The sequence below is a fragment of the Thalassospira lucentensis MCCC 1A00383 = DSM 14000 genome, assembly GCF_000421265.1.
Classification (GTDB): Bacteria; Pseudomonadota; Alphaproteobacteria; order Rhodospirillales; family Thalassospiraceae; genus Thalassospira; species Thalassospira lucentensis.
On the sequence record NZ_ATWN01000013.1, the window covers coordinates 54,115 to 77,078 of the forward strand.

The window sequence follows — 22,964 nt, forward strand, 5'->3', positions numbered from 1 at the left end:
TCGACATTTAATTGATGGGATTCCCAAAGCGTCCCAATTTTGATTCACTGTCACCGCTTTAGCGGTTAGTGGAGAATAAATGAAACGCTACGAACTGAGTCCTGATCAATGGCGGAGAATTGACCCCCTCATTCCCGGTAAGGAAGGGGACCGGGCCGGGGCCGCAGCGGCAAGAACAACCTTCAATTTGTCAATGGCGTGCTTTGGGTTTTGCGCAGTGGTGCCCACTGGCATGACTTGCCGGAGCGGTACGGCAAGTGGAAAACAGTCCATAAGCGTTTTACGCGATGGGCCAAGGCTGGGGTGTGGGAAGAGATTTTCGATGCTCTCGTCGAAGCGCCCGATAATGAATATCTCATGATCGATTCAACAATTGTTCGGGCCCATCAGCAGGCTGCGACGGGAAAGGGGGGCAGAACGAGGCTTTGGGGCGTTCCCGAGGAGGACTGAGCACCAAAATCCACATGTGTGTCGATGCTCTTGGACGTCCTTTGCGTTTGATTCTGAGCGGTGGACAGCGTAACGACTGTACAAAAGCTCTTGAACTGATCGACGGGTTCCCTCCCTCGCATGTGCTGGCGGACAAGGGCTATGACACTCAGGAAATACTGGATGCCATCACCGCCATGGAGGCTGTTGCAGTTATTCCACCAAGATCCAATCGCAAGCAGCAGCGGGAATACGACAAGGAAATCTATAAGCACAGAAATGTTGTCGAGCGCACGTTTAACAAGCTCAAGCACTGGAGAAGGCTGGCCACACGATATGACCGCAAGGCCTGCCATTATCTCTCTTTCGTCTATATTGCCGCAGCTACTCTATGGATGTAAATGTCGATTCAGCCTAGGGCTATCTAAAATTACTAAAGATGAAAGACATTTGGATGTAACATTCGCGATATTATAATGGTGAATACTTCGCTTGTTTTTTTTCTGGCGATTTATAATATCAATTATATTTTAATTTTACGTTTAATCCAGTTCAAAAGCGCTTTTGTAGTCTAGCTTGAGGTTTTCATCTTGATCTTCTTTGCGTAAAAAACAGTTTCCGATAACTAAATTATCAAGTTCCGTTCCCATGAAACAACGAAAGGCATCTTCTGGGGTACATACTATTGGCTCTCCGCGAACGTTGAAGCTCGTATTTACCAGCACTGAGCATTCTGTAATTTTTTTAAACTCTGAAATAAGTGCGTGATAACTTGAATTAGTCTGTGCGTGCACCGTCTGGATCCTTGCGGAGTAGTCTACGTGAGTTACCGCAGGAATATCCGAACGTGGAATGTTTAGTTTTTCTATTCCAAATAGAGACCGTTCATCGTCGGACATTTGTCGCTGACGTTTTGTTACGATATCTGCGACAAATAGCATATAAGGGCTGGTGCAATCAATATCGAACCAATCACTTACGTCTTCGGCTAGAACCGACGGGGCGAAGGGGCGGAATGATTCTCGATATTTAACTTTGAGGTTCAAGGTTTTCTGCATACGGGCGGAACGTGGGTCTGCAATGATCGATCTTCCGCCTAATGCGCGAGGTCCAAATTCCATGCGACCTTGCATCCACCCAATAGCTCGTTCATTTGACAGAGCATCAGCTGTTTTCTGAATTACTTCTGTGATATCAAACGTTTCAAATTTTGCGCCAACTTTTTTTAACCGTTCTTCAATGTCATTTTGATCGAACGATGGCCCCAAATACGAGCCTTGCATCGCATCATTGCCAGCTTGTGTCGTTCGTGGCATGCCGAGATGATGAAAATAGGCTGTTTGTGCCGCTCCGAGAGCCCCGCCTGCGTCACCGGAAGCTGGTTGAACCCAAATATTCTTAAATGAGCCGTCTTTTACAATTTTACCGTTTGCTACGCAGTTAAGTGCAACTCCTCCGGCTAGGCATAGGTTTTTGATGTCAAATTCGTTTGCCAGCGAGCGAGTGAGTTTGAGTACAATTTCTTCGGTGACGGCTTGAACAGATGCTGCGATGTCCATGTGGAATTGTTCAAGCTCATCGTCTTCTTTAGTACGTGCAGGTCTTCCAAACAGAGATGCAAATTTATTGTTTGTCATCGTCAGGCCGGTACAGTAGTCGAAATAGCTCATATCCATGCGGAACGAACCGTCATCTTTAATATCAATTATGTATTTTTTTATTATGTCGGCATACTTTGGTGAGCCATAAGGGGCTAGGCCCATTACCTTGTACTCACCAGAATTAACTTTGAATCCGGTGTAGTATGTGAACGCTGAATATAATAGGCCTAAGCTATGGGGGAAGTGAATCTCTCTTATCATTTCTAGCTTGTTGCCACGACCAATAGCTAAAGAGGTGGTGGCCCACTCGCCAACACCATCCATGGTCAAGACTACAGCCTCGTCGAAAGGCGATGGATAATAGGCTGATGCAGCATGACTTTGATGATGTTCACCAAATAATAGTTTATTTTGCCAATCGAAGTTTTCATCGTAGCGCTTCAGCAGTTTGCGCAACATATCTTTCTGGAACAGTTTTTCTTTTAACCAGATAGGTAACGCTTTTTGAAACGACCTAAATCCCTTTGGCGCAAAGGCAAGATAGGTTTCGAGAAGGCGTTCAAATTTCAGAAAGGGTTTGTCATAAAATGCGACATAATCAACATCAGCTAGACTTATTCCAGCTTCTTCGAGGCAGTAACTGATAGCTTGAACAGGAAAGCCTTCGTCATGCTTCTTGCGTGAGAATCTTTCTTCTTGAGCCGCGGCCACGATATGACCGTCAACGATAAGCGCGGCGGCGCTGTCATGATAAAAGGCTGAGATGCCAAGTATGCGCATTCAAAGCTCCTGTTGCTTAAAATAGCGTGTAGATGAATGGAGCAACAGCGGAACCCTGAGCGACTATGAGAAGTCCACCAAACATAATCATCACGATGATGACCGGGAAAAGCCAGAATTTTTTGCGCGCTTTAAGAAACGACCATAATTCGATTAAGAAGCTCATTTGTCTAAATTTCTCTAATTAAAACTGGTTCTTCATAGTTTCAGGCGAGGGGCCTTTCGGCGAGCGCGCAATCCAATAGGTCTTTGCATCTTTATCAAATTTGAGGTTTAGAGGATCTTTACCAAAAGCCCGCATTGCTAAGCCTGTTGTGCAAATCGTCACAACATACAGCAGTAACATCACTACTGGGTTTACAATTTTATGGAGTATCAAGCCAAGTTTCATCCATCCACGATTTAGTGGTGTAAGAATTCGCGGATATAGCACTCCGAGAGTTAACAGCGGCAATGATACGGTCAATAGTATGACGCCTGCGATATCGACAATATTGCTCTGCCAAAATCGATAAGTCTCAATCAAGAGAAAAATGCCGCCGACCGTAAGCCCAAAGCTTCTATTGGTTGGGCTATCAAGCGGTGAATGTTTTGAATTCTTATTTTTCATAGGCTTTGCACCAAAGATTATGTTCGTCTGTATATACGCAATCATACTAAGGGTCGCAACAATGGTATTATCTTCTCATCGAAAAGTTTTCATAACACCTAAAGTTTAAAGTCTATATCGAACTTTTAAACTATAATCGCGTGATGCAACGGCTTGGCCAAAGCGCCGCCCGATGAAGGTGACGCAGGATTTAAACACACATGGCCGGACTGAAAATTCGCAAAGCACGCATCGGCGATGTCGGGGCAATTTTTGCCATCCGAAGCCGCGTGCGCGAAAACCACCTGTCGGCCAGCCAGCTTGCCGAACGCGGCGTGACCAAATCGGCCTTTGGCAAATGGCTGTCTGATGGCTATGGCATCTGGATTGCCGATCTGGATGGGTCGGCAGCAGGCTTTGCCATCGCCATCCCGACAGAGGCCACCCTTTGGGCCTTGTTCGTTGATCCCGATTTTGAAGGACGTGGCGTTGGCGCAGCCCTTTTGCGTATGGCCGAAGAATGGCTGTTTGCCCAAGGATGCGATGACATATCCCTGACAACCGGGGCCGATCCCAAAAACCGTGCGCATGGATTTTATGACATGCATGGTTGGCACAGTACCGGGGATCAGGAAAGCAACGAGGTGGAATATATCAAATCCAACCCGTCGCTCTCGCTGTTTGATTTTACCTGATTGCAAAAATTTACTTCACGGCGGGCAGCATTTGTACCGGTGTGACATCCATGAAACTGTAATATTGATAGATGTGCGTGGCATAGATCAGATTACCGATTTGACTGGCTGGAATCTTTAAATCGGCATCATAATCTGGGTTCGTGACCGTTATCGGATTTTCAAGGGTAAAGGTAGGCCATTCCTGCCATTCCGGATCTATATTGATCACATAGTTCGTGTTTTCCAAAGGATGGGACCAATTGAATTTTCCCCAGTTCTGCGAAAAGTCTTCGGCACCGTGTTTGTTATGCGTGATATTGGCATATCCGACCCCATCAGGTCGGCCTTTCAGTGTGGCTACCATTGCTGTCATCGCTTCTCCGACACCAGAGTAGGTTTTGGATGCCCTGATAACCCCGAAAATGCTGTCGTAATATTCTTCACCTTTTGCAATCCCTGAACCATTGTCAGTCAAGGCGGTTTTGCGTTCCGAGATGATGACGTCAATCTCGTTCCAGCCATGCGGTACGACGTCATGGATATTCATGTAATCTTGAACTGAGGGATATGCACTTTCAAACTTGGTCAGCCATGCTGCGTTACCCGGGGTTGGCCCGGCATAAGGGTAGATTTCGATATTGGCCCATTTTTCTGGCGGGGAAGGATAGAGATGAAATGCCAGACTAGGGGCCAAAGCACCACCCAGGCTGTGACCGGTAAAGACCAACGTGTCAGCAGATGAAGCACTTTGTTCCAGAAATGTATCAACTGTCAGACCTGTGGTCGGGTCTTTCATTTTCGTAAGCAGATTACTGATACCAAACGCGGTGCTTCCTGATACTTGCGGATCTTCTGTTGAATAGTCCTTATGCTTCACGTCAGGGTCGAACGGTAATTGCAGGGGCCATTTCGCCGTCTTGTTTACCTGAACATCAAGGTCTTCCTCGGTCCAATCCGACAGGTTTTTCGGATTGGTTCCCGCAATTGCCAGAACATAGGTTGACCGAGCCGCGCTATAGGCGACATACATTGAATTGGCGGCATATCCGCGAAGACCGAGTTTGTCTTCATTAGGGTGTTCGACATAAACGCTGGGCCCCCAGACCACCTTCCAGTCACCACCATCAAGTATTGCATCTTGTTCGGGAAAGAACCCTTTCCAAACGGGGCCGTTCCAGTCTTTGAAGGCACCGTCCTGCGAAGCAGCTTTCAAATCCCCGCCGCTCAGGGCGATCTTCATATATTCGGTTAATTCCGTCCGGTCGCCGGTTTCCCCTTTGACAGCCTGAATATCTGCAACGGCGTTGGCCGCCATGCACAGGCTGAAAACTGTCTGTTCCCTAGAGTAGCTCATTGCTGTGTTCTCCATTCTCCAAAAAGTGATGGTTTCGCTTGGAAACCGTCGCGGTGGTGTCTGGGGCAATGTTGATATTAAAAGGCACTCTGACGGTGGCTGTCGCGATGCGATTGCCGGTCTGCACAGTTGGCAATGCTTCATGTGCAACCAATAGTATGTGCCGTTTGCCTCTGTTACCACTGCGCTTAAGAGTAGGGCGACGGGGAAATTTGACAGGGCCGCTTGCGGGGCAAGACATCGGGTTCTGTCGGGGAGGCATCCCAAGGATGTGTGCTTTCAATGAAAACCCGCAGATTTTTCAACGATAAGCCTTTTCAAGCGCGTTTAAAGCGCTAGATTAGGGGCAGCATTTTAAACATGCGACGCATGACGTCGTACTGCCCCGAAACATGACAGGAGTCCTGTTCACCATGAAGATCACGTTTACCGATCTCGCCATCCCCGCCAGCGGTGCCGTTATTGCCTTTGCCACCGAAGGTGCCGATCTGATGCCAAGTGCGGTTGCCCTTGATGAAGCAACGGGTGGTCTGATCACCAAGGCGATCCAGTCATCGACCTTTAAGGGCAAAGCAGGGCAAAGCCTGCAAATTCTTGCCCCGTCGAATGTTGATCTGTCGCGCGTGATTGTTTTCGGGATTGGCAAGGAAGCGGAGTTTGACGTGATCGCCGCCCAGAAACTTGGCGGCACGGTGACCACGCGTGCGATTTCGACCGGGGAGAAAGACCTGTCGGTTCTGTTTGATATGGATGGTCTGGCCTGTGATTTCGCAACCGGTGCCATGCTGCGTGATTACCGGTTTGATAAATACCGCACCACCGAAACCAAGGACGACAAGCCGGTTCTTAAGAGCCTGTCGATTGCCGCGCGCGATCACAAGGACGCCAAGAAACAGTTCGATAGCGCCAAAAAGGTCGTCGAAGGCGTGTTCTTCACCCGCGATCTGGTGTCTGAGCCGGCCAACGTTCTCTATCCTGAAAGCTTCATGAAAGAAGTCAGCGCGCTGGAAAAGCTCGGTGTCGAGATTGACGTGCTTGACGAAAAGGAAATGAAAAAGCTTGGCATGGGCGCGCTTTTGGGCGTTGCGATGGGCTCGGCCCAAAAGCCTTATATGGTTGTCATGCGCTGGAACGGTGGCAAGAAAAAAGACGCCCCCGTCGCCTTTGTTGGCAAGGGTGTGACCTTTGATACCGGCGGGATCTCGATCAAACCGGCGGCTGGCATGGAAGATATGAAGTTTGACATGGGCGGTGCTGGTGTTGTGTCCGGCCTGATGAAGGCACTGGCTGGCCGTAAGGCGAAATGCAACGTGGTCGGGGTGATTGGCCTTGTTGAAAATATGCCATCCTCAACCGCACAGCGTCCGGGCGATGTTGTGACCTCAATGTCGGGTCAGACGATTGAAGTCATCAATACCGATGCCGAAGGCCGCTTGGTTCTGTGTGATGCCCTGACATACGTTCAGGAAAAACACGATCCGCGTTTGATTGTGGATCTGGCGACGCTGACGGGGGCTGTGATCATTGCCCTTGGTCATGAAAATGCCGGTCTATTTTCCAACAATGATGACCTGTCACAGCAAATCACCACGGCGGGGCTTTCGGTTGATGAAACTGTTTGGCGTTTGCCACTGGGTGCTGGCTATGACAAGCAGATCAAATCTGACATTGCCGATATGAAAAACGTTGGCGGCCGTGCGGCGGGTTCGATCACCGCGGCCCAGTTCCTCAAACGCTTTATCACCAAGGATCGCCCGTGGGCGCATCTTGATATTGCCGCAACCGCGTGGTCGACATCCGACAAGGAAGTCACGCCAAAAGGCGCGACTGGTTTTGGCGTGCGTCTGCTTGATCGCTTTGTGGCTGATAACTACGAAGCGTAAAGCCACATTGTCCCTAAGCCGCGCCGTCATTCCCGCGCAGGCGGGAACCTATGGCGTGCGTGTTCGGGGGCATGCGTGTTCGGGCATTTGCCCAGATGCATTGACGGGCTGAACGCATTGAAAATTAATCCGGGGCAGGGTGATGATCACCTTGCCCCGTTTTCGTCTTCGGGATAGAAATCCTCTATGGCTGATATCTGGTTCTATCATCTCACCAGCATGCCGCTGGAACGCGCACTCCCGACCCTGCTGTCCAAGACATTGGAGCGGGAAAAGCGTGCTGTGGTGATGACCGGGGTTGAGCAGCGGGTTGATGCCATCAACACCCTGCTCTGGACCTATGACGCGGCAAGCTGGTTGCCCCATGGGGCAAAATCGGATGGCGATCCGGAAATGCAGCCCGTCTGGCTAACGTCTGAAGATGAAAACCCTAATGGTGCCCAGTTCCTGTTTCTGACCGACCGGGCGATCAGCGAAAAGATTGCTGATTATGAACGGGTGGTCATGCTGTTTGATGACCGCGATCATGACGCGGTGGCCGAAGCCCGCACGCGCTGGAAAGACTGGAAAGATGCAGGACACAAGCTGTCCTATTGGCAGCAAACCCCGCAAGGGGCGTGGGAGAAAAAGGCAGAAAGCTGATGCCTTCTGCCTTTTACGTGTTCTACGTGATCAGATCGATTTAACCAGAAGTATCCAGTTTTCACCGGGATTTTCCCACCCCTCCTTGACCATTTTACGCGTCGCACAGGCGGTATAGCCCATGCGTTCATAAAGACGCACGGCACCGGGATTGCCATCCGATGCAATGATGCTGACCGATTGTTTGCCAGCGTCGCGCGCATCGTTTTCCGCTGTTCGCACCAAAGCCGATCCCGCCCCGCGATTGCGAAACGGCGGAAACACTGCGAGCACATTGATGTACCAACTGCCCGGTGCAAGGCTTTCAAGTTCAAGGATCGGCACAAACATCGCCGGAATTTCATCGCGATTAACCGGCTCAACCGTATCAGGCTGGGCATAGGCAATTACCGCCCCCATGATTTGATGTTCGCCAAAGGCAAATTGCGTGTTGCGGTATGAAAACCCGCCCTCTTCACGTTGTGCACGCCTGCGGCCGACATCCCATGCGGTCTCACTGCCCTCGATCATGTTCTGCCACAGATACACCGGCAGGCCTTCGCCCGCGATATTGATCAGTTTGGCCATGGCATCGGCGTCATTTGGCGTGGCGCGCCGTATATCAAGGGGCGGTGTCGTCTGTGGCGCGTCTGACATGGGGGCTGGTTTGAAGCTCATATTCATTGCTCGTGTCCCGTAGTTTTTTGGGTTTTATGTGGGTTTTGTGGCTTAGCGTGCAGCGTGAAGATGCGGCAACGCATGTTCGGCCATGGCGGTAACGTGACGATGATCGGTCCCGCAGCAGCCGCCAATTACCGAAAGGTTCGGCAACACGCTGGCAAGATCACGATACAGGCGGCCCAACTCATCAGGATTGCCATCGTCAAGATGTTCGCAGGCATCAAGCTCCGCATGACTTTGGCGCGATGCATTGGCGCGCACCCCGCAAATGCGGTTTTTCCACGCCCCGTTGCCGTCAAGCTTGTCGCGGAAATGATCGGGATGGGCGCAATTGATCATGTAATAAACCGGATAGACCCCGGTGTGATGGTCAACCCGTGCAATCGCTTCCTCGATGGTTTCCCCGCTTGGCAAATGGCCATCGGTTTCAACGGTAAAGGAAATGACGCAGGGCACTTGTGCGTCCTTGCAGGACAAGGCAATGCCAAGGGCTTCTTCGAGATAATTCATCGTAATGGCGGACACCATATCAATCGCTGTTCCCGCAAAGCTTTCGATTTGCACAGCATGATAATCGCGGGCCTGCTCGGCGGTCATGCGATCTGACGGGGTATAGCCATCACCGCGTGGTCCGACACAGCCACTGATCAGGCAGGGCGTGTCGTCTGTTTGATACTGATCACGCAGATCAGACATCATGGCGATTGATTTGACATTGATGTCGGCCAGTTCAGCGGCGGAATAGCCCGTGCACGGACCCCAGTCGCTGCTTGCGCGCCAGGTTGGACTTTCCAGAATAAAGCCAACTTTGGCCGTGCGGGCGATTTCAAGGTAACGCGTGTAATAGGCATAAACCCGGTCGTAACCGTCCTTCGTCTTCAAAAGATCAAACGACGCGAAATAGGGGATGTCGATCCCGTCGTGAAAAATCAGGGTCGTTTCAAGGCCACCATCGGTGATGAATTTGGTGGGCGCGAGGGGCGGCAAGTTGTGATGGTGGTGGGTCATAACGTCGTATTTCACATTTTTGGGTTTTAAAAATTCTACCCTGACGCTATTTAGGCCGGGGCAAGTTGTGGGCGCGAAGTGTCGCTCTGGTTGGATTTTTCTTCTAGTGCGCACGCGGTGCGGTTTTTGAATTTACTTAAAGTCATTCAAAAACAAATGGATACGCGATTGGATCGGCAATCTGGCGCAATCGGGGTATGCTGTGCGACGAAAAACTGTACCGGTGGTAGGGTAATGTGATGAACCAGATAATAGATCGGCCCGGTGGGAACACCGATGCCGCCAAGGGCAAGGGCGAACGCACGCGCGAACGCATTCTTGAAATTACCGAACAGGCTGTTTTGCAAAAAGGGTTCGGTGCGACCTCAATCGAGGAAATTGTCTGTGAGGCCGAGATTACCAAAAGCGGGTTCTTCTATCATTTCAGGGATAAGAACGAACTGGCACGTGCTCTTCTGATTCGTCATATCGAAAAGGACGAAATCCTGCTGGATCAGGTGTTTGAGCGCGGCAAGGAACTGGCGGATGATCCGTTGCAACAATTCCTGATCGGGTTGAAAATGTTCGCTGAATTGGTCGAGGATCTGCCGCAAGGGCATCCGGGATGCCTTGTTGCCGCGTATTGCTATCAGGAACGGTTGTTTGACCGTGAAATCTACGATTTGAACCAGCAGGCTGTTCTTGGATGGCGCAAACGGTTTCGGGTGATACTCGATAAAATTGTCGAACAGTACCCACCAAACGAACCGGTCGATATTGATGAACTTGCTGATATGGTGGCAACCGTAATCGAAGGCGGCATTGTGATGTCCAAGGCGCTTGGCCGTCCGTACCTTCTGGCAAACCAGATGATGCTGCTGCGCAGTTTCGTTAAGTTGCTGTTCACCAAACAGGCTGGCTAACTCTGTCTGGTTATACAAAAAACATTTGTTAATCAGGGCGCTATCATAAAAGCTATGCGTAAATTGCATGATCATTGCCATTGAAGAACCGGCTTTAGTCAATTATACCAGTTATATCGAACGCGCCGATTTGCTCCTCAGCTTGCGGGCGCGATAAAAATGCGGCTAAAGCGAGAGGGCGTATATGCTCCGTATGTACGACCGCCTCGGTTTCGCCGCGGCGGTTTTTTTGTATGTACGGAAAAGGTTGAGACCGATGATCAGGCTCTCGAACGTTCAGAAAACATATCCTGCCCGACGCGGCAACGATGCCCATGCGGCATTGCGCAGCATTGATCTTGATATTGCGGCGGGCGAGATTGTCGGCGTGATTGGCAGATCAGGTGCCGGGAAATCAACTCTGATCCGCTGCATCAATCTGCTTGAACGGCCGACTTCGGGCTCTGTGATTGTCGATGGGGCAGAAGTCACCACACTTTCCAAGCGCGACTTGCCGTTGTTCCGCCGCCAGCTTGGCATGGTGTTTCAGCACTTTAACCTTCTGTCGTCGCGCACGGTCTATGGCAATATCGCCTTGCCGCTTGAGCTGGCCGGCGCGAGCAAGGCGGAAATTGCCGCCGCCGTTGATCCGCTGTTGCCGCTCGTTGGGCTTGATGACAAACGTGATCGCTATCCCGCCGAATTATCCGGTGGGCAGAAACAGCGTGTCGGTATTGCACGCGCTTTGTCATCCAACCCCAAGGTTTTGCTGTGTGACGAAGTCACATCCGCGCTTGATCCGGAAACCACCCGTCAAATCCTGACGCTGCTCAAAGACATCAACAAACGCCTTGGCCTGACCATGGTGGTGATTACCCATGAGATGGCGGTGGTCAAGGCGCTGTGTGACCGGGTGGCGGTGATGGATCGCGGTGTGATTGTCGAAGAAGGCAATGTGAGTAGCATCTTCGCCAATCCGGTGCATGCGACAACCCAGTCGCTTCTGGCGGATGAATTTATGGAATTTCGGGCGGGTACCGATGCTGCTACGGATGCTGATGCATCCGCCACGATATCTGACGGGCAGGAGGGCTAAGCCATGCTAACAACACTCGCACCAATCCTGCTTCAGGCGACTTGGGAAACCCTTTATATGGTCGGCGTGTCGCTGCTTTTGGCGACGGCTCTTGGTTTGCCGCTTGGCGTATTGCTGGCGACTTCTGGCCGCGGTGAGCTGCTTGAAGCACCGCTGTTTCAAAAGCTTATCGGCCCGATTGTCAATGCGACCCGCTCGGTCCCCTTCATCATTCTGGCGGTTGCGATCATTCCGTTTACCCGGCTGATTGTCGGCACATCCATCGGCACGTCTGCGGCCATCGTGCCGCTGACCGTCGCGGCAATTCCGTTTATTGCCCGCATCATAGAAGGGGCGATCCGCGAAGTGGATAGCGGCCTGACCGAGGCCGCCCAAGCCATGGGCGCACGCCCGTTACAGGTGGTGACCAAGGTGCTGCTGCCTGAAGCCCTGCCGGGGATTATTCATGGCCTGACCCTGACGGCTGTGACCCTGATTGGCTATTCGGCCATGGTCGGTGCTGTGGGGGCTGGCGGGCTTGGCGATCTTGGCATTCGCTATGGTTATCAACGGTTCCGTCCCGATGTGATGGCGCTGGTGGTGATCACGTTGATTGTCGTGGTTCAGGCGGTGCAGATGTTTGGTGACCGGCTGGCGCGCAAGGCAGATAAACGCAACATCTGATCGCAAAATATAGAATTGACGCCCCACATTCGATTTTTCGAATTCCCGCAAAACATCAAAGAAAACAAAGCAACCAAGGAGCTTTATCATGCGGTTTCTACTTAAACTGACGGCTGCGGCCGTTCTGACTGCCGCCCTGACCGGGCAGGCAATCGCCAATGAAAAAATCAAGGTCGCAGTGACCCCGGGTGCCCATGAAGAAGTCATGGAACAAGTCGCCAAAGTCGCAGCTACCAAGGGTTTGGACATCGAAATCATCAGCTTCTCGGACTATGTTATTCCGAACCAGGCACTTGATGATGGCGATCTGGATGCCAACAGTTTCCAGCACAAACCGTATCTGGATAACCAGATCAAGGATCGCGGCTATGACCTTGCGGTGGTCGGCTATAACATCCTGACCCCGATGGGCATTTATTCCGACAAAATCAAAAGCCTTGATGAGCTTAAAGACGGTGCGGAAATCGGTATTCCGAACGATCCGACTAATGGTGGCCGTGCGCTTTTGGTGCTGCAGTCACAAGGGTTGATCAAGGTTGATCCGGATGCCGGTCTTGTTGTCAGCCCGCTTGATGTCATTGAAAACCCCAAGAATATCAAATTCATAGAGCTGGACGCCGCACAGCTTCCGCGCTCGTTGACCGATCTGGATGCCTCGGCGATTAACACCAACTACGCGCTGGAAGCCGGTCTGAATCCGGTTAAGGATTCGATTGTGATTGAAGGCAATGACAGCCCGTATGCCAACGTGATTGTCACCCGCACACAGGATAAAGACAAACCTTGGGTCAAGACCCTGGTTGAGTCGTATCACGATGATGCAATCCGCGAATTCATCGAAACCAAATACGAAGGTTCGGTGCTTCCGGTATTCAAAATTTCTGAATAATCCCAGCTATTATTCAAAATCATTGAAAAATCCCGCAGGGTTTAACCTTGCGGGATTTTTTTGTGCGCAGATGTTCAAAAGACGCCAAATCAAATTGTATGAGGATATGGGTTTGTCAAATTAGGCGCCGGGTGTGTTTTGTTGGTCATTCTGATCTTTCGGTGGCGTGTCATTTTGTCGGGCGAGGACGCGTTGATAGAACAGTCCAATGCAAATTAACACAATGCCCAGTCCGATGAACGACAGGGCGCGCCAGATGCCTTCGAGGCCGGACATGTCAAACAGGAACGCCTTGGCAATCGCCAAAAAGACAAAAGCCGCCGATGCCATGCGCAGATGCAGCGACCCGCGCCAGACGCCATAGGCGAGAAGGGCAATGCCAAAGCCAAGCCATGCGGCCGAATAACTATAGAGTTCAGGCGAGGACCATGGCAGGAGCATACCGATGTACCCGCTGTGAAAAACATGACGTATGGCAAGTGTGATCCAGCTAAATACCAACAGGATCGACAGAACACCTGCAATGCGGCGATAGAGTTCCGGCTTGCCGTCCGACAGCCGGGTTGCGAGCAGGCCGGTCAGGAGAGCAGGCAACAGATAGGCCGAAAGCAGCAGGTTGAAGAACAGCCCGTTGCCAACAAATTCGTTGGTAAACAAAGGGTTGAGGATCACAAGATTCAGGATCCCGAGCAAAAAGAACCCGACAAAGCCAAGGCTGAGGACACATAGGGACATCAGGGGGCTGCCAAATGATCGACCCAGACGTTGCAGTCCAATGGCGGCCGACAGGGCAAGAAGGGCCTGCAGGCTCCATTCCATCAGGGTGTCGGGGGCAGCATAAAATACCCCGTTATTGGTGGCGTGATGAAGGACGACAGCACCTGCCGCAAGGCTTGTGAAAATCGCTACCCCTTCAAAGGCAAGGCGATGACGGACATCACCGATCTGGCGCAGTTTCCAGACACATGCCCAAAATACCAGTGCCGGACCGCCATAGCCCCACAAAAGGGCATTGAAAACCGGTGTGGTGCCTAATTGATCAACCGGGACAATGGTTGGTTGCCAGAAAATCGCCAGCAGAACCAACGCCGCAATACCAAGGGCGGTTTTGGCAAGGCCGGGCAATGGCCAGCGCCCACCAACCCAGATCGTTGCAACCGCAAGGGCGGCAAGCCCCATCAGTAACCAGCCATCGCCGAGCAAAATAAACATCGCGGTGGCAATCATGCCGGTTGTTCCGACGCAATAGGTGGCAAGGGCGCCATCGCGGCCATGGGCCGACGCGGGCATTTTGCGGTCAATGAGGGAGAGTGCGGCAAGAAAACCTGCGGCCAAAGCAAGGGCAAAGCCGCCAAAGAACAAATCGACATCAAGCGTTTGACTGCGCCAAAGCGCAATCAGGAACAGGCCGATGGGGCCAGAAACCCCGGCAATGGCCATAAACAGGCGGGCGGTGGACAACAGGGAACCGGCAAACCCGCCAAGCGCAAGTAGCAGGCCAAAGCCAAACCCGGTCAGCAGGAAAGACTGTGCATCGGGTAGGACGCCGAATTTATCCATCGCATCGGTGATAATCGGTTGATCAAACAAAAGCGGATCAACCGAAATGCGAATATCCCAGCCAATATATCCAATCAGTGCGAGAAGCGGTGCCGCAAGTGCGACTGGACCCAGAACCGGGAACAGCGCCGCCGTTGCCAGCAATAAAGCCAGCGTGATCATCATGGTTGTGGTGCCGGTGGCGTCATACCCACTGTGATGAAGCAGATAGAGAACAAGCCAGCTACTGACGGCGACGAGAGCCGATGATTTCCAGTCAATCCGATCTGGAACCCGTGCAGGATCGCGTGGGTAAATCCCAACGGCAAATGACACAATCGCTGCGACAAGAAGGGCAATGTCATAAAAGGCCAGAGCAGCACCCATATCGGCAGGGGTGGCAAAGGCGAGTACATGCCCCCAGATGAAACCGGCAACCATGGTGGTCATGGCAAACCAATGCCAGCCGCGCATTCGAGCAAGGCCGTAACTTCCGGCTGTTATGATCAAGCCGTAAAATGTCAGAACCCACGGGGCGGGATCATTTGACTGCACTAAAAACGGCACGATGTAGCTGGCCAAAAGCCCGGTCGAGGCCACCAAGGGGCCTTGCAACAGGGCCAGCGCCAGTGTTCCCAGCGCGACAAAAGCCATCAGAACAAACGCCGTTGCCGGACCAATCATGCCATAGAGCATATGGGCCGAAAAGATGGCGGCAAAGGCTGTGGTTGTTCCGGCAAGGGTCAGCACACCGGGAATATAGCCCGCATTGTTGCCGGTTTTGGCCGCAAGCAAGGCAGGCTGACGGCGCAGGTATTCCCCAGCGGAAAACAGGGCCATGGCAAACAGGGCCGCGAGCAAAATGCGGATCAATGGACTGATCAGCCCGGCTTCGATGGAATAATGCACAAGGAAAATGCCGCCGAGAACCAGCGTAAGGCCGCCAACCCAAACGGACCAGCGTGTGCCGATCCGTTCTTCAAAGCCAATGTTGCGTTTTGTCGGAGATGGTGACGCCGGGCTTTGTGCCTTTTGCGTCATCGCGGTTGCGGCCGGCATGGCCGGTTTGGCTTTATCCGCGTCTTGAGTGGTTCGGGCCACTTTGGGAGTGGTTCTACCCGGGGGCGGGGTTTGGGCGTCGTCCGGCATCGCGGTTTGTGGGCCGGTTCGTATCGGAGCATCTTGTGTCGAGGTCACCGTCGGCGTGACTTGCAACAGGCTGAGTTTTTGCTCCAGTACGTGCAGCTTCTTTTTGAAACGTCGCATCTGGAGAAAGGCTATTATGCCCATGACCGATCCGACCAGAATGGTCAGACTGAAGGCGCCGGTGAAAATCAGGTCCATTTAATCCTCTTTTTCGCATTGCTCGTGCGGGTGCGGATTTTTTTATCCGCGATAATTGATGTCATTATACCGGGAAAAAGAGAATTGTCCTGTTTTTGCAAGAGAGTAGGAGGTCGCGCGTCCCGATGATCAAGGGTTCGAAGCTTGATGGGCCGGATCAGGAACGCGCAACCGGAACGCGTAAATACATTTCGTATGTTTTCTCGGACTAGGGTCAGACCCTAGTGACAGCCCGAATCAGTCGATTTGTAATCCTCATACAAATCATGCAGCTTCACCCAGTTCATCACCCCGTCCTCGTTGCGACCAAACGGGGTCATGTCGAGAAATGTGTGCGCACCGATCAGGGCATCCCCGGCGCGGGAATAACTGGAATAGGTGTGGAAAATCTCGCCGGTGTCGGGATCGCGGACAAAGACGCTTTCGCCGTGCAGGTCTTCCATCTTGCCGGTATAAGGGCGGAAGTTATAGGTCGCCGTACCCGCCTTGACATCTTCGGGGCGGAAGGATGCATCAAAATCATAATTGAAGTCTGATCCGGCCGATGAAACCCACGGGAAATCCCAGTTCATGCGTTTTTTGAACGGCTGAAATTCGGCAAGCGGGGCGCGCGAGACGACAACCAGCGACACATCATGATGTTTGAGATGCAGGTTGGCGCCGTCAAAATGATCGGCAAGGAAGGAACAGCCAACGCAGCCTTCTTTCCAGCCCGGCCCGAACATGAAGTGATAGACAATCAACTGGCGGCGTTCGTCAAACAGATCGGCCAGCGATTTTTGGCCATCGGGCGTGTCAAACACATAGTCCTTGTCGACCTTGACCCAGGGCAAAGCCCGGCGTTCTTCGCACAGGCGGTCATAGGCCCGCATGTGTTCCTTTTCGCGGGCGAGTAACGTTTTACGGGCGTCGAGCCATTGCGCGCGGGAGACGATTTCTGGACGTTTCATTGTATCCTCCAAATTGGTCTGGCAAATTGGTCAGGTCGGTCGGCGGTGTTGATCCAAGGGGCGGTAAGGCTATGTCGTTTGGGCTGTTCCAAGTGTTTGTTTTGGCCGTCAGGGCCGCGGGTGCCGCGTCCCGGTTGAGGGGCGAACGATAGAGAAGGTGCGCCTTTCGTCCGCTTGGATGTCGGGCGCGCTTATCGGGGTTACTTCACGGGGCCCGTGGCGGAGACAGCCTGTTTTAAGGTCGGGTCGATCACGGCATCGCCGTTTGCGCCGTCATCGTCATTGCGGTCACTGGTGTCATTGGCATCATTGGTGTCACAGCGGGCATCGCGCAGGGCAATCAGGGTGCCGATGGCCGATAAAACCATCAAAATGGTGCAGATGAGCGAAATCACCTGAAGCCCGTCGGTAAAGGCCGCACGGGCGATGGGCAGGATATCGGATGACAGGGCCAAAGGTAGATTGCTCAGCGCATTGACCGCCCCGCCCAGCGTGCTGCGAATGGCCTCCGCCGCCGTGGCATCAATGCCCGATGGCACGGCGTTGACCATGACATCGCGATAGATCGCGGTGCCGACACTGCCCAGAACGGCAATGCCAAGGGCGCCACCAAGTTCGGCACTGGTTTCAGACATGGCAGCAGCCGATCCGGCCCGATCCGCCGGGGCAGAGGCCACCACCATATCGGTACAGATCATCGCAACCGGGGTAATGCCGAGTGAAAAGATCGTCGCACCGGCAATCAGGATGTAAAGACTGACGACACTGCCGGGCCACGACAGCATGCCAAAGCCAATCCCGGTCAGGATCAGGGCGGCGGTCATCACCTGTCCGGGTTTATAGCGGCCCATCAGAACCGGCGCGCCCATCGAGCCGACAATCCCGGCGAGGGTGGCGGGCAACATCGATAGCCCGGCCTGAATGGGTGTCAGGCCGATGACAAGTTGCAGGGCCTGTGACAGAAACATGAAATAGGCCATGCCAGCAAAGATCACTGCGGTCTGAATGACAATCGGCAACGCGATGGTTTTCTGTTTGAGCAGATCAAGATCAAGCAACGGATCGGCAAGTTTGCGCTGACGGCGATAGAATACCCACGCGCCAAGCAGACCAAAGACAAGGGCGGCAAGCGCATCAATGCCAAAGCCGTAAGCGGCAAAAACCTTAACCCCGTAAATGATCGCAAGAACCGAGCACAGCGACAGGGCGGCACTGAACAGGTCAAGCCGACCAAAGCGTTCGGCCTTATGTTCAGGTAGCAGGATCGGGGCGACCAGCAACAGCAGCGCCATCACCGGCACATTGAGCAAAAACACCGCCCCCCACCAGAAGTAACTGAGCACCACACCGCCCAGAAGCGGTCCGGCCGCCGTGCCGACCATGAATGTGGTCATCCATGCAGCAATGGCAAAGGAGCGTTCCTTGTCATTGTGAAACATGCTGCGGATCAGCGACAGGGTCGAAGGCATAAGCGTCGCCCCGGCAACGCCCAGCACACCCCGGGCGAAAATCAGCATTTCCGGCGTATCGGAAAAGGCCGCAAGTACCGAGGCCGCACCAAAGCAGCCGCCGCCGATCATCAGAAGTTTGCGCCGCCCGATCCGGTCGCCAAGGGTGCCCATGGTGATCAGCGATCCGGCGATGAAAAAGCCATAGATATCGACAATCCACAGCAACTGGTCGCTGGTCGGGTTGAGGCTTGCGGTCAGATGGGGCACGGCAAGATGCAGAACCGTCATGTCCATGGCGATCAGAAGGCAGGGGAGGGTCAGCACCAGAAGGCCGATCCATTCCTTGCTGGTGGCCTTGGCACCGGGTTGGCCGGTGTTGAGTGTGGCATGATCGGGGGTGGCTTGTGGGGCGCTCATGTCTTGTGTTTCCTAAAGTTTCTTGTGGTGGCGTTGTGCCGCGACGGATTGGGGCCAATCGCGGAAATTTATGGGCGGTATCGGCGTTCTGGATTCCCGCCTTCGCGGGAATGACGGGAAAGGAAACCCTCGTTCATCACGCCCGCGCAGTTGGGAGCCCAGTATGCTACGCGGTTTTAATTCGGGGCGATGCTCAGGCCTTAACCATGGTTGAGGTCAAGGGGGTTATTGCTCCTTGGCGCAAAAGGTTTCGAGTTTGTCCAATGTGCTGTTCCAGCCGTTTTGGTGGCCGTCGCGGGCGGCCTGATCGGCGAACTGTTCGTGATGCAGGACCAGGATGGTTGCCGTGCCGTTTGCATCGGGTGTCAGGGTCAGTGTGACATGCGATGTGCGTTCGGGCGTGGTGATCCATTGCCAGCTAAACGACAGTTTTTGATCGGTTTCAACCGCGTCATAGGTGCCGCTGACATCGTGAATTTCCCCGTCTTGGCCGGGTTCCCTGAACCGGATGCGAAAACCGCCACCGACCCGGACATCGACATTGGCATCAATCATTTCGCAGTCATGCGGTGACCACCATTGCGCAAGTTTTTGCCCATCGGTCCATGCGGCAAAAACTGTTGCGGGCGGAGCGGCAAGGCGACGCCGGATCGTCAGGCTTGGTTTTTGTCGTTCCATTACGGGGCCTTTGGTGCGTTTGGATGGGGCGACTTGGCCGACTTGGAGGACTGGGCCGGTTCAGCCGTGGTCTCGGCATCCGGGGCGGCTTCGACAAAGGCGGCAAGCCGGTCGAGGCGTTCTGACCAGAAATGTTCATAGCGCGACAGCCATTGCATGGCGTGCGACATCGGTTCGGCCTGAAGGCGGATGCTGACCGTGCGCCCGGTTTTTTCACGCGTGATCAACCCGGCATCGGACAGCACATTCAAATGTTTCATCACCGCAGGCAGCGACACCTCAAACGGCTGGGCCAGCGCGCTGATGGACAGGGCGTCTTCGCCTTCGAGCCGGGCCAGAAGTGCCCGGCGCGTCGGATCGGCGAGGGCTGAGAATATGTCGTTTAATTCGGCGTCTTGATACTTAACCATAGGGTTAAGTATTTGACCATTTAAACCGGCCTGTCAATCATAAGTTGTTATGCCGAATGTGATCATGCCTTGCCACGCGGTCAGAAGGGCGACACCGATAAATAGTGCCCCCGCCGCGCGTCCGATGAAAATCGTGGTCCCCGGATTGCCGGTCATTAAGGTGCGGCTGGTTCCGGCGGCAAGGGCAAGCCCGCCATATACGGCAAGCTGCACGATGGCGGTCATGATGCCCATGACAAGGGCCTGTGACCAAAGCGGGCCGTAATGGGGGCGGATGAATTGCGGATAGACGGCGAAAATGAACAAGTAGGCTTTGGGATAAGAGCGTCATCCCGGAAATATGGATCATTTTGTTTGGCTTTTGGCGTGCGCTTTGGCAAGGCGCGGCGTGCAGGGCGATGCGGGGCATCGTTCAAGCGCTGCAACGCTGCCAAAGACCGCCAAAACCAAACCCTTCGGGCCGGACCGGAATGCTCCCCCGCAGCGTCGAAATCCTCAACCGTAGCACCGCTACGCTCTTCGGTTTTCTCCTTGCCGGGAAGCATTCCGATCTCGGCAAAATGGTTCATATTTCCGGAATGACGCTCTTGGATGCAGGTGATCATGCCCTGCCGAAAGGCGATCCAAAGCGATGCGGTTTTGGCCGCCCGGATGCGATCCACGGTGATCGCACTGCGCAAAAGCGTGATGCCGATCCAGACCATATAGGCGGCCCCGACAAACAGCATGACGTTCAAAAGCCACGGGGCAATGGCCAAAAGCGCACTGATGCCAATCGCACCAAGCAGCGTGTGATAAACACCGCCCAGCATGATCCCGGCGGTGGCCGATAACCCGGCGCGTTTGCCGCCGGTCAGGGAATTGGCGATGACAAAAAACATGTCCATGCCGGGCACAATGATGATGCCCGAAAGCAGGATAAAGAACAGCCAGAGGTTTTCAGCATATGTCATGGGGCGCTCCTGACAGGCTCATGTCAGGAATGGAGGTGGGGAATGACGAAATGTTGATCAGGCGGCAATGGAGCGCGCACGGTCGATGCGTTCGCGGCGATCAGGGATGTTCAGGGCGTCCCACAGGTCATTGCGGGTTTGGGTATTGATCCAGAATTCAGCGCTATTGCCAAACACGCGGGCAAGAATCAGGGCGGTATCGGCGGTAATCCGGCGACGGTTGTTGCACAGTTCGTTCACATGTTTGCGCGGGACGCCCATGGCGTCGGCCAGGGCGGTCTGGGTTAGTGCCATCGGTTCCATAAACTCGGCGGTAAGCATTTCACCGACGCTGACGGGTTTTCTGGTTGTCATGATCATGGGGTGCCTCATCGATAGCTGTGGTTGTCGAGGTAAAGGTTGGTGGCTTCGCCTTTGTCATCGTCCCAACGAAAGATCAGCCACCATTGGCGATTTATTCGGATAGAATGATAGTCCGCCAGTTTGCCCTGCAAGGCTTCGAAATGGTTGCTGGGTGGTATGCGCAAATCGTTGCTGCATGTGGCATCATCGATCAACTGCAATTTGCGAAACAGCCGGGCGTCAATATCAGCCGGGATTTTCTTTCCCGATTGATCAAGGACGTAAAAGTCTTCAAGCCATTTGTCCCGAAAACTTCCGATCATCCAGCTTTCTCCTTCACATGTGAGTCATTGTACCACCCTATGGTACAATCATCAATGATGATAACTGGAATCGATGCGATGTGCGTGCCTTACAGCTTTTTCCCGGCAACCGGGCGGTTGTCGCATTTTGCCCGTCAGGGGCGGGCGATTTGTTTCAGCACGGCGGCAACGATGGCTTCTGGTCGGTCTTCCTGTACCAGATGTCCGGCACCGGGAATGGGGACGCAGGCAGTGTCAGAGATCAAATTTGCCAGTTTTGCGCCTGTTTCATAGGGGATCCAGTCGTCCTGTTCGCCCCAAAGGACCGTCACGGGGCAGTCCATCGCGGCGTAAAGGCCTTGTACCTCATCGGTGAAACGCTGATCCATTTGGGCGATCTGGCGGTAAAAGGCGGGTTGGCCGACGGGGCCGAGCCACGGCGTGTAATAGATGTTCAAGGCATCCTCGGACAAGGGATTGAAGGCCGCGGTTTGCAGATAGGCCCGCAAAAGCGCGCGGTGCATGTAATCAGGCATCCCGGCAAAGGCGGCTTCGTGGGCGCGGACATGCTGAACAAACGGGGAGCCCCACGGGGCGAGCGCAACCGCATCAAAGATTGTCAGGGACGCATAGCGCAAACCGTTGAGGTAATAGGCCCGCAAGGCCGTCGCACCGCCAAAATCATGGGCCAGCACATCCGGGCGGCCAAGGTCGAGTTCCTGAATAAACGCGCTAAGGACATTGTTTTGAACCGCCAGCGAGACATCCTGACCGTCGCGCATTTCCGACTGGCCATAGCCAACCAGATCAAAATAATAGACAGTGCGGTGATCGGCAATTTGCGGCGCAATCCGACGCCAGACCTGCGACGAAAAGGGCGTGCCATGAAGGGCAACAAGCGGTGGCCCGGTGCCAATGCAGCCCCATTTGATGGCATTTCCAGCGACGTTCAATGTGTTTGGCAGTTCCAGCATGACGATCTCATATTGTCATTTAGCTAAGTTACGATATGATTGATCGATGGACAGGTCAATACAGATTAAAGCGATGGCCAGCGAGGTTCGGATGTCGATCCTTCGGCTGCTGGCGGAACCGCAAAAGCATTTCAAAGATCAATGGTCGGCCGACCCGGTGGCATTCGGGGTGTGCATGACCCTGATTGCCAAGGCGCTTGGCGTGGCACAGCCCACCGCGAGCCGGCATCTTGATATCCTTAGGCAGGCGGGGTTCATCACCGTCAAGAAGCATCATAAATGGTCATATTGCAGGCGTGATGACAGCGCGATCCAAGAGTATCTCGCATGGCTGCAAACGCAGCTTTCAGCCCAAATGTAAGCGGGCTTTAAACAACATGCCGATGGTCAGGGCAGGACGCGGGATGACAGGCTTATGTCTTGATTGTCGATGATGACGTCGTATCCGCGCG

The 22,964-nt window shown here is 53.4% G+C and carries 23 protein-coding genes and 2 pseudogenes; 9 read left to right on the plus strand and 16 right to left on the minus strand.

Going from position 1 to position 22,964, the window contains the following annotated elements; all coding sequences use genetic code 11:
• The first annotated feature begins 79 nt into the window (after positions 1–79).
• Positions 80–830 (plus strand): annotated as a pseudogene (locus K355_RS25465) (IS5 family transposase).
• Between the two features lie 141 nt (positions 831–971).
• On the opposite strand, the gene K355_RS0121370 reads toward K355_RS25465, so the two are convergent.
• From K355_RS0121370 to K355_RS0121380, 3 genes are read right to left on the minus strand one after another with little or no spacing between them, the layout of a single operon-like run.
• Positions 972–2,810: a carbamoyltransferase family protein gene (locus K355_RS0121370; protein WP_022734211.1), complete on the minus strand. Its 1,839-nt coding sequence runs from the start codon at positions 2,808–2,810 to the stop codon at positions 972–974.
• A gap of 16 nt (positions 2,811–2,826) precedes the next feature.
• On the minus strand, positions 2,827–2,976 hold the full coding sequence (locus tag K355_RS26130) for a DUF5989 family protein (protein WP_022734212.1): 150 nt from the start codon (positions 2,974–2,976) through the stop codon (positions 2,827–2,829).
• A gap of 18 nt (positions 2,977–2,994) precedes the next feature.
• A complete protein-coding gene (locus K355_RS0121380) occupies positions 2,995–3,420 on the minus strand; it encodes an SxtJ family membrane protein (RefSeq protein WP_028791845.1) in 426 nt (141 codons plus the stop codon).
• 200 nt (positions 3,421–3,620) lie between these two features.
• On the opposite strand from K355_RS0121380, the gene K355_RS0121385 reads away from it, so the two are divergent.
• A complete protein-coding gene (locus tag K355_RS0121385; protein ID WP_022734214.1) occupies positions 3,621–4,094 on the plus strand; it encodes a GNAT family N-acetyltransferase in 474 nt (157 codons plus the stop codon).
• Positions 4,095–4,104: 10 nt separating this feature from the next.
• Here K355_RS0121385 and K355_RS25245 read toward each other — a convergent pair whose 3' ends face one another.
• Entirely contained in the window at positions 4,105–5,430 is a 1,326-nt protein-coding gene (locus K355_RS25245; protein ID WP_162142311.1) for a lipase family protein, read from the minus strand.
• A gap of 413 nt (positions 5,431–5,843) precedes the next feature.
• Here K355_RS25245 and K355_RS0121395 point away from each other — a divergent pair, with 413 nt between their 5' ends.
• Both K355_RS0121395 and K355_RS0121400 read left to right on the plus strand, forming a co-directional pair.
• Complete coding sequence (locus K355_RS0121395; protein ID WP_022734216.1) at positions 5,844–7,313, plus strand: leucyl aminopeptidase; 1,470 nt, start codon at positions 5,844–5,846, stop codon at positions 7,311–7,313.
• 186 nt (positions 7,314–7,499) lie between these two features.
• Positions 7,500–7,955, plus strand: coding sequence for a DNA polymerase III subunit chi (locus tag K355_RS0121400; RefSeq protein WP_022734217.1), 456 nt, complete (start codon positions 7,500–7,502; stop codon positions 7,953–7,955).
• 30 nt (positions 7,956–7,985) lie between these two features.
• Here K355_RS0121400 and K355_RS0121405 read toward each other — a convergent pair whose 3' ends face one another.
• Together K355_RS0121405 and K355_RS0121410 are read right to left on the minus strand one after the other, a co-directional pair.
• Positions 7,986–8,618 carry a GNAT family N-acetyltransferase gene (locus tag K355_RS0121405; RefSeq protein WP_022734218.1) on the minus strand — a complete coding sequence of 211 codons (633 nt, stop codon included), beginning with the start codon at positions 8,616–8,618 and terminating at the stop codon, positions 7,986–7,988.
• A gap of 45 nt (positions 8,619–8,663) precedes the next feature.
• Positions 8,664–9,623, minus strand: a complete 960-nt coding sequence (locus K355_RS0121410) for a homocysteine S-methyltransferase family protein (RefSeq protein ID WP_022734219.1) — start codon at positions 9,621–9,623, stop codon at positions 8,664–8,666.
• Between the two features lie 239 nt (positions 9,624–9,862).
• Here K355_RS0121410 and K355_RS0121415 point away from each other — a divergent pair, with 239 nt between their 5' ends.
• The 4 genes and pseudogenes from K355_RS0121415 to K355_RS0121430 all read left to right on the plus strand — a co-directional run bounded on the left by K355_RS0121415 (position 9,863) and on the right by K355_RS0121430 (position 13,152).
• Complete coding sequence (locus K355_RS0121415; protein WP_022734220.1) at positions 9,863–10,525, plus strand: TetR/AcrR family transcriptional regulator; 663 nt, start codon at positions 9,863–9,865, stop codon at positions 10,523–10,525.
• A gap of 256 nt (positions 10,526–10,781) precedes the next feature.
• Positions 10,782–11,510: pseudogene (locus tag K355_RS24690) on the plus strand (methionine ABC transporter ATP-binding protein); the annotation flags it as partial.
• Between the two features lie 93 nt (positions 11,511–11,603).
• A complete protein-coding gene (locus K355_RS0121425; RefSeq protein WP_022734222.1) occupies positions 11,604–12,263 on the plus strand; it encodes a methionine ABC transporter permease in 660 nt (219 codons plus the stop codon).
• An 88-nt stretch (positions 12,264–12,351) separates the two neighbouring features.
• Positions 12,352–13,152, plus strand: coding sequence for a MetQ/NlpA family ABC transporter substrate-binding protein (locus K355_RS0121430; RefSeq protein WP_022734223.1), 801 nt, complete (start codon positions 12,352–12,354; stop codon positions 13,150–13,152).
• Between the two features lie 120 nt (positions 13,153–13,272).
• On the opposite strand, the gene K355_RS0121435 is transcribed toward K355_RS0121430, so the two are convergent.
• From K355_RS0121435 to K355_RS0121480, 10 genes are all read right to left on the minus strand, one after another.
• Positions 13,273–16,035 (minus strand): DUF2339 domain-containing protein, encoded by a 2,763-nt coding sequence (locus tag K355_RS0121435; RefSeq protein WP_022734224.1) that lies wholly within the window; start codon positions 16,033–16,035, stop codon positions 13,273–13,275.
• Positions 16,036–16,256: 221 nt separating this feature from the next.
• Positions 16,257–16,985, minus strand: coding sequence for a DUF899 domain-containing protein (locus tag K355_RS0121445; RefSeq protein WP_022734225.1), 729 nt, complete (start codon positions 16,983–16,985; stop codon positions 16,257–16,259).
• Positions 16,986–17,185: 200 nt separating this feature from the next.
• Positions 17,186–18,853, minus strand: coding sequence for an MFS transporter (locus tag K355_RS0121450; protein ID WP_022734226.1), 1,668 nt, complete (start codon positions 18,851–18,853; stop codon positions 17,186–17,188).
• Between the two features lie 225 nt (positions 18,854–19,078).
• On the minus strand, positions 19,079–19,531 hold the full coding sequence (locus tag K355_RS0121455; protein WP_022734227.1) for an SRPBCC family protein: 453 nt from the start codon (positions 19,529–19,531) through the stop codon (positions 19,079–19,081).
• Complete coding sequence (locus K355_RS0121460; RefSeq protein WP_022734228.1) at positions 19,531–19,941, minus strand: ArsR/SmtB family transcription factor; 411 nt, start codon at positions 19,939–19,941, stop codon at positions 19,531–19,533. The genes K355_RS0121455 and K355_RS0121460 overlap by 1 nt, the downstream gene beginning before the upstream one ends.
• 33 nt (positions 19,942–19,974) lie before the next feature.
• A complete protein-coding gene (locus K355_RS24695) occupies positions 19,975–20,247 on the minus strand; it encodes a hypothetical protein (RefSeq protein ID WP_342664641.1) in 273 nt (90 codons plus the stop codon).
• Positions 20,163–20,894 (minus strand): LysE family translocator, encoded by a 732-nt coding sequence (locus tag K355_RS26135; protein WP_245562989.1) that lies wholly within the window; start codon positions 20,892–20,894, stop codon positions 20,163–20,165. The genes K355_RS24695 and K355_RS26135 overlap by 85 nt, the downstream gene beginning before the upstream one ends.
• Positions 20,895–20,951: 57 nt before the next feature.
• Positions 20,952–21,248, minus strand: coding sequence for a HigA family addiction module antitoxin (locus K355_RS0121470; RefSeq protein WP_240626460.1), 297 nt, complete (start codon positions 21,246–21,248; stop codon positions 20,952–20,954).
• A 14-nt stretch (positions 21,249–21,262) separates the two neighbouring features.
• Positions 21,263–21,559, minus strand: coding sequence for a type II toxin-antitoxin system RelE/ParE family toxin (locus K355_RS0121475; protein WP_022734230.1), 297 nt, complete (start codon positions 21,557–21,559; stop codon positions 21,263–21,265).
• Positions 21,560–21,693: 134 nt separating this feature from the next.
• Positions 21,694–22,512, minus strand: a complete 819-nt coding sequence (locus tag K355_RS0121480) for an alpha/beta fold hydrolase (protein WP_022734231.1) — start codon at positions 22,510–22,512, stop codon at positions 21,694–21,696.
• Between the two features lie 73 nt (positions 22,513–22,585).
• Here K355_RS0121480 and K355_RS0121485 point away from each other — a divergent pair, with 73 nt between their 5' ends.
• A complete protein-coding gene (locus K355_RS0121485; RefSeq protein WP_258548892.1) occupies positions 22,586–22,873 on the plus strand; it encodes an ArsR/SmtB family transcription factor in 288 nt (95 codons plus the stop codon).
• Positions 22,874–22,964: the final 91 nt, after the last annotated feature.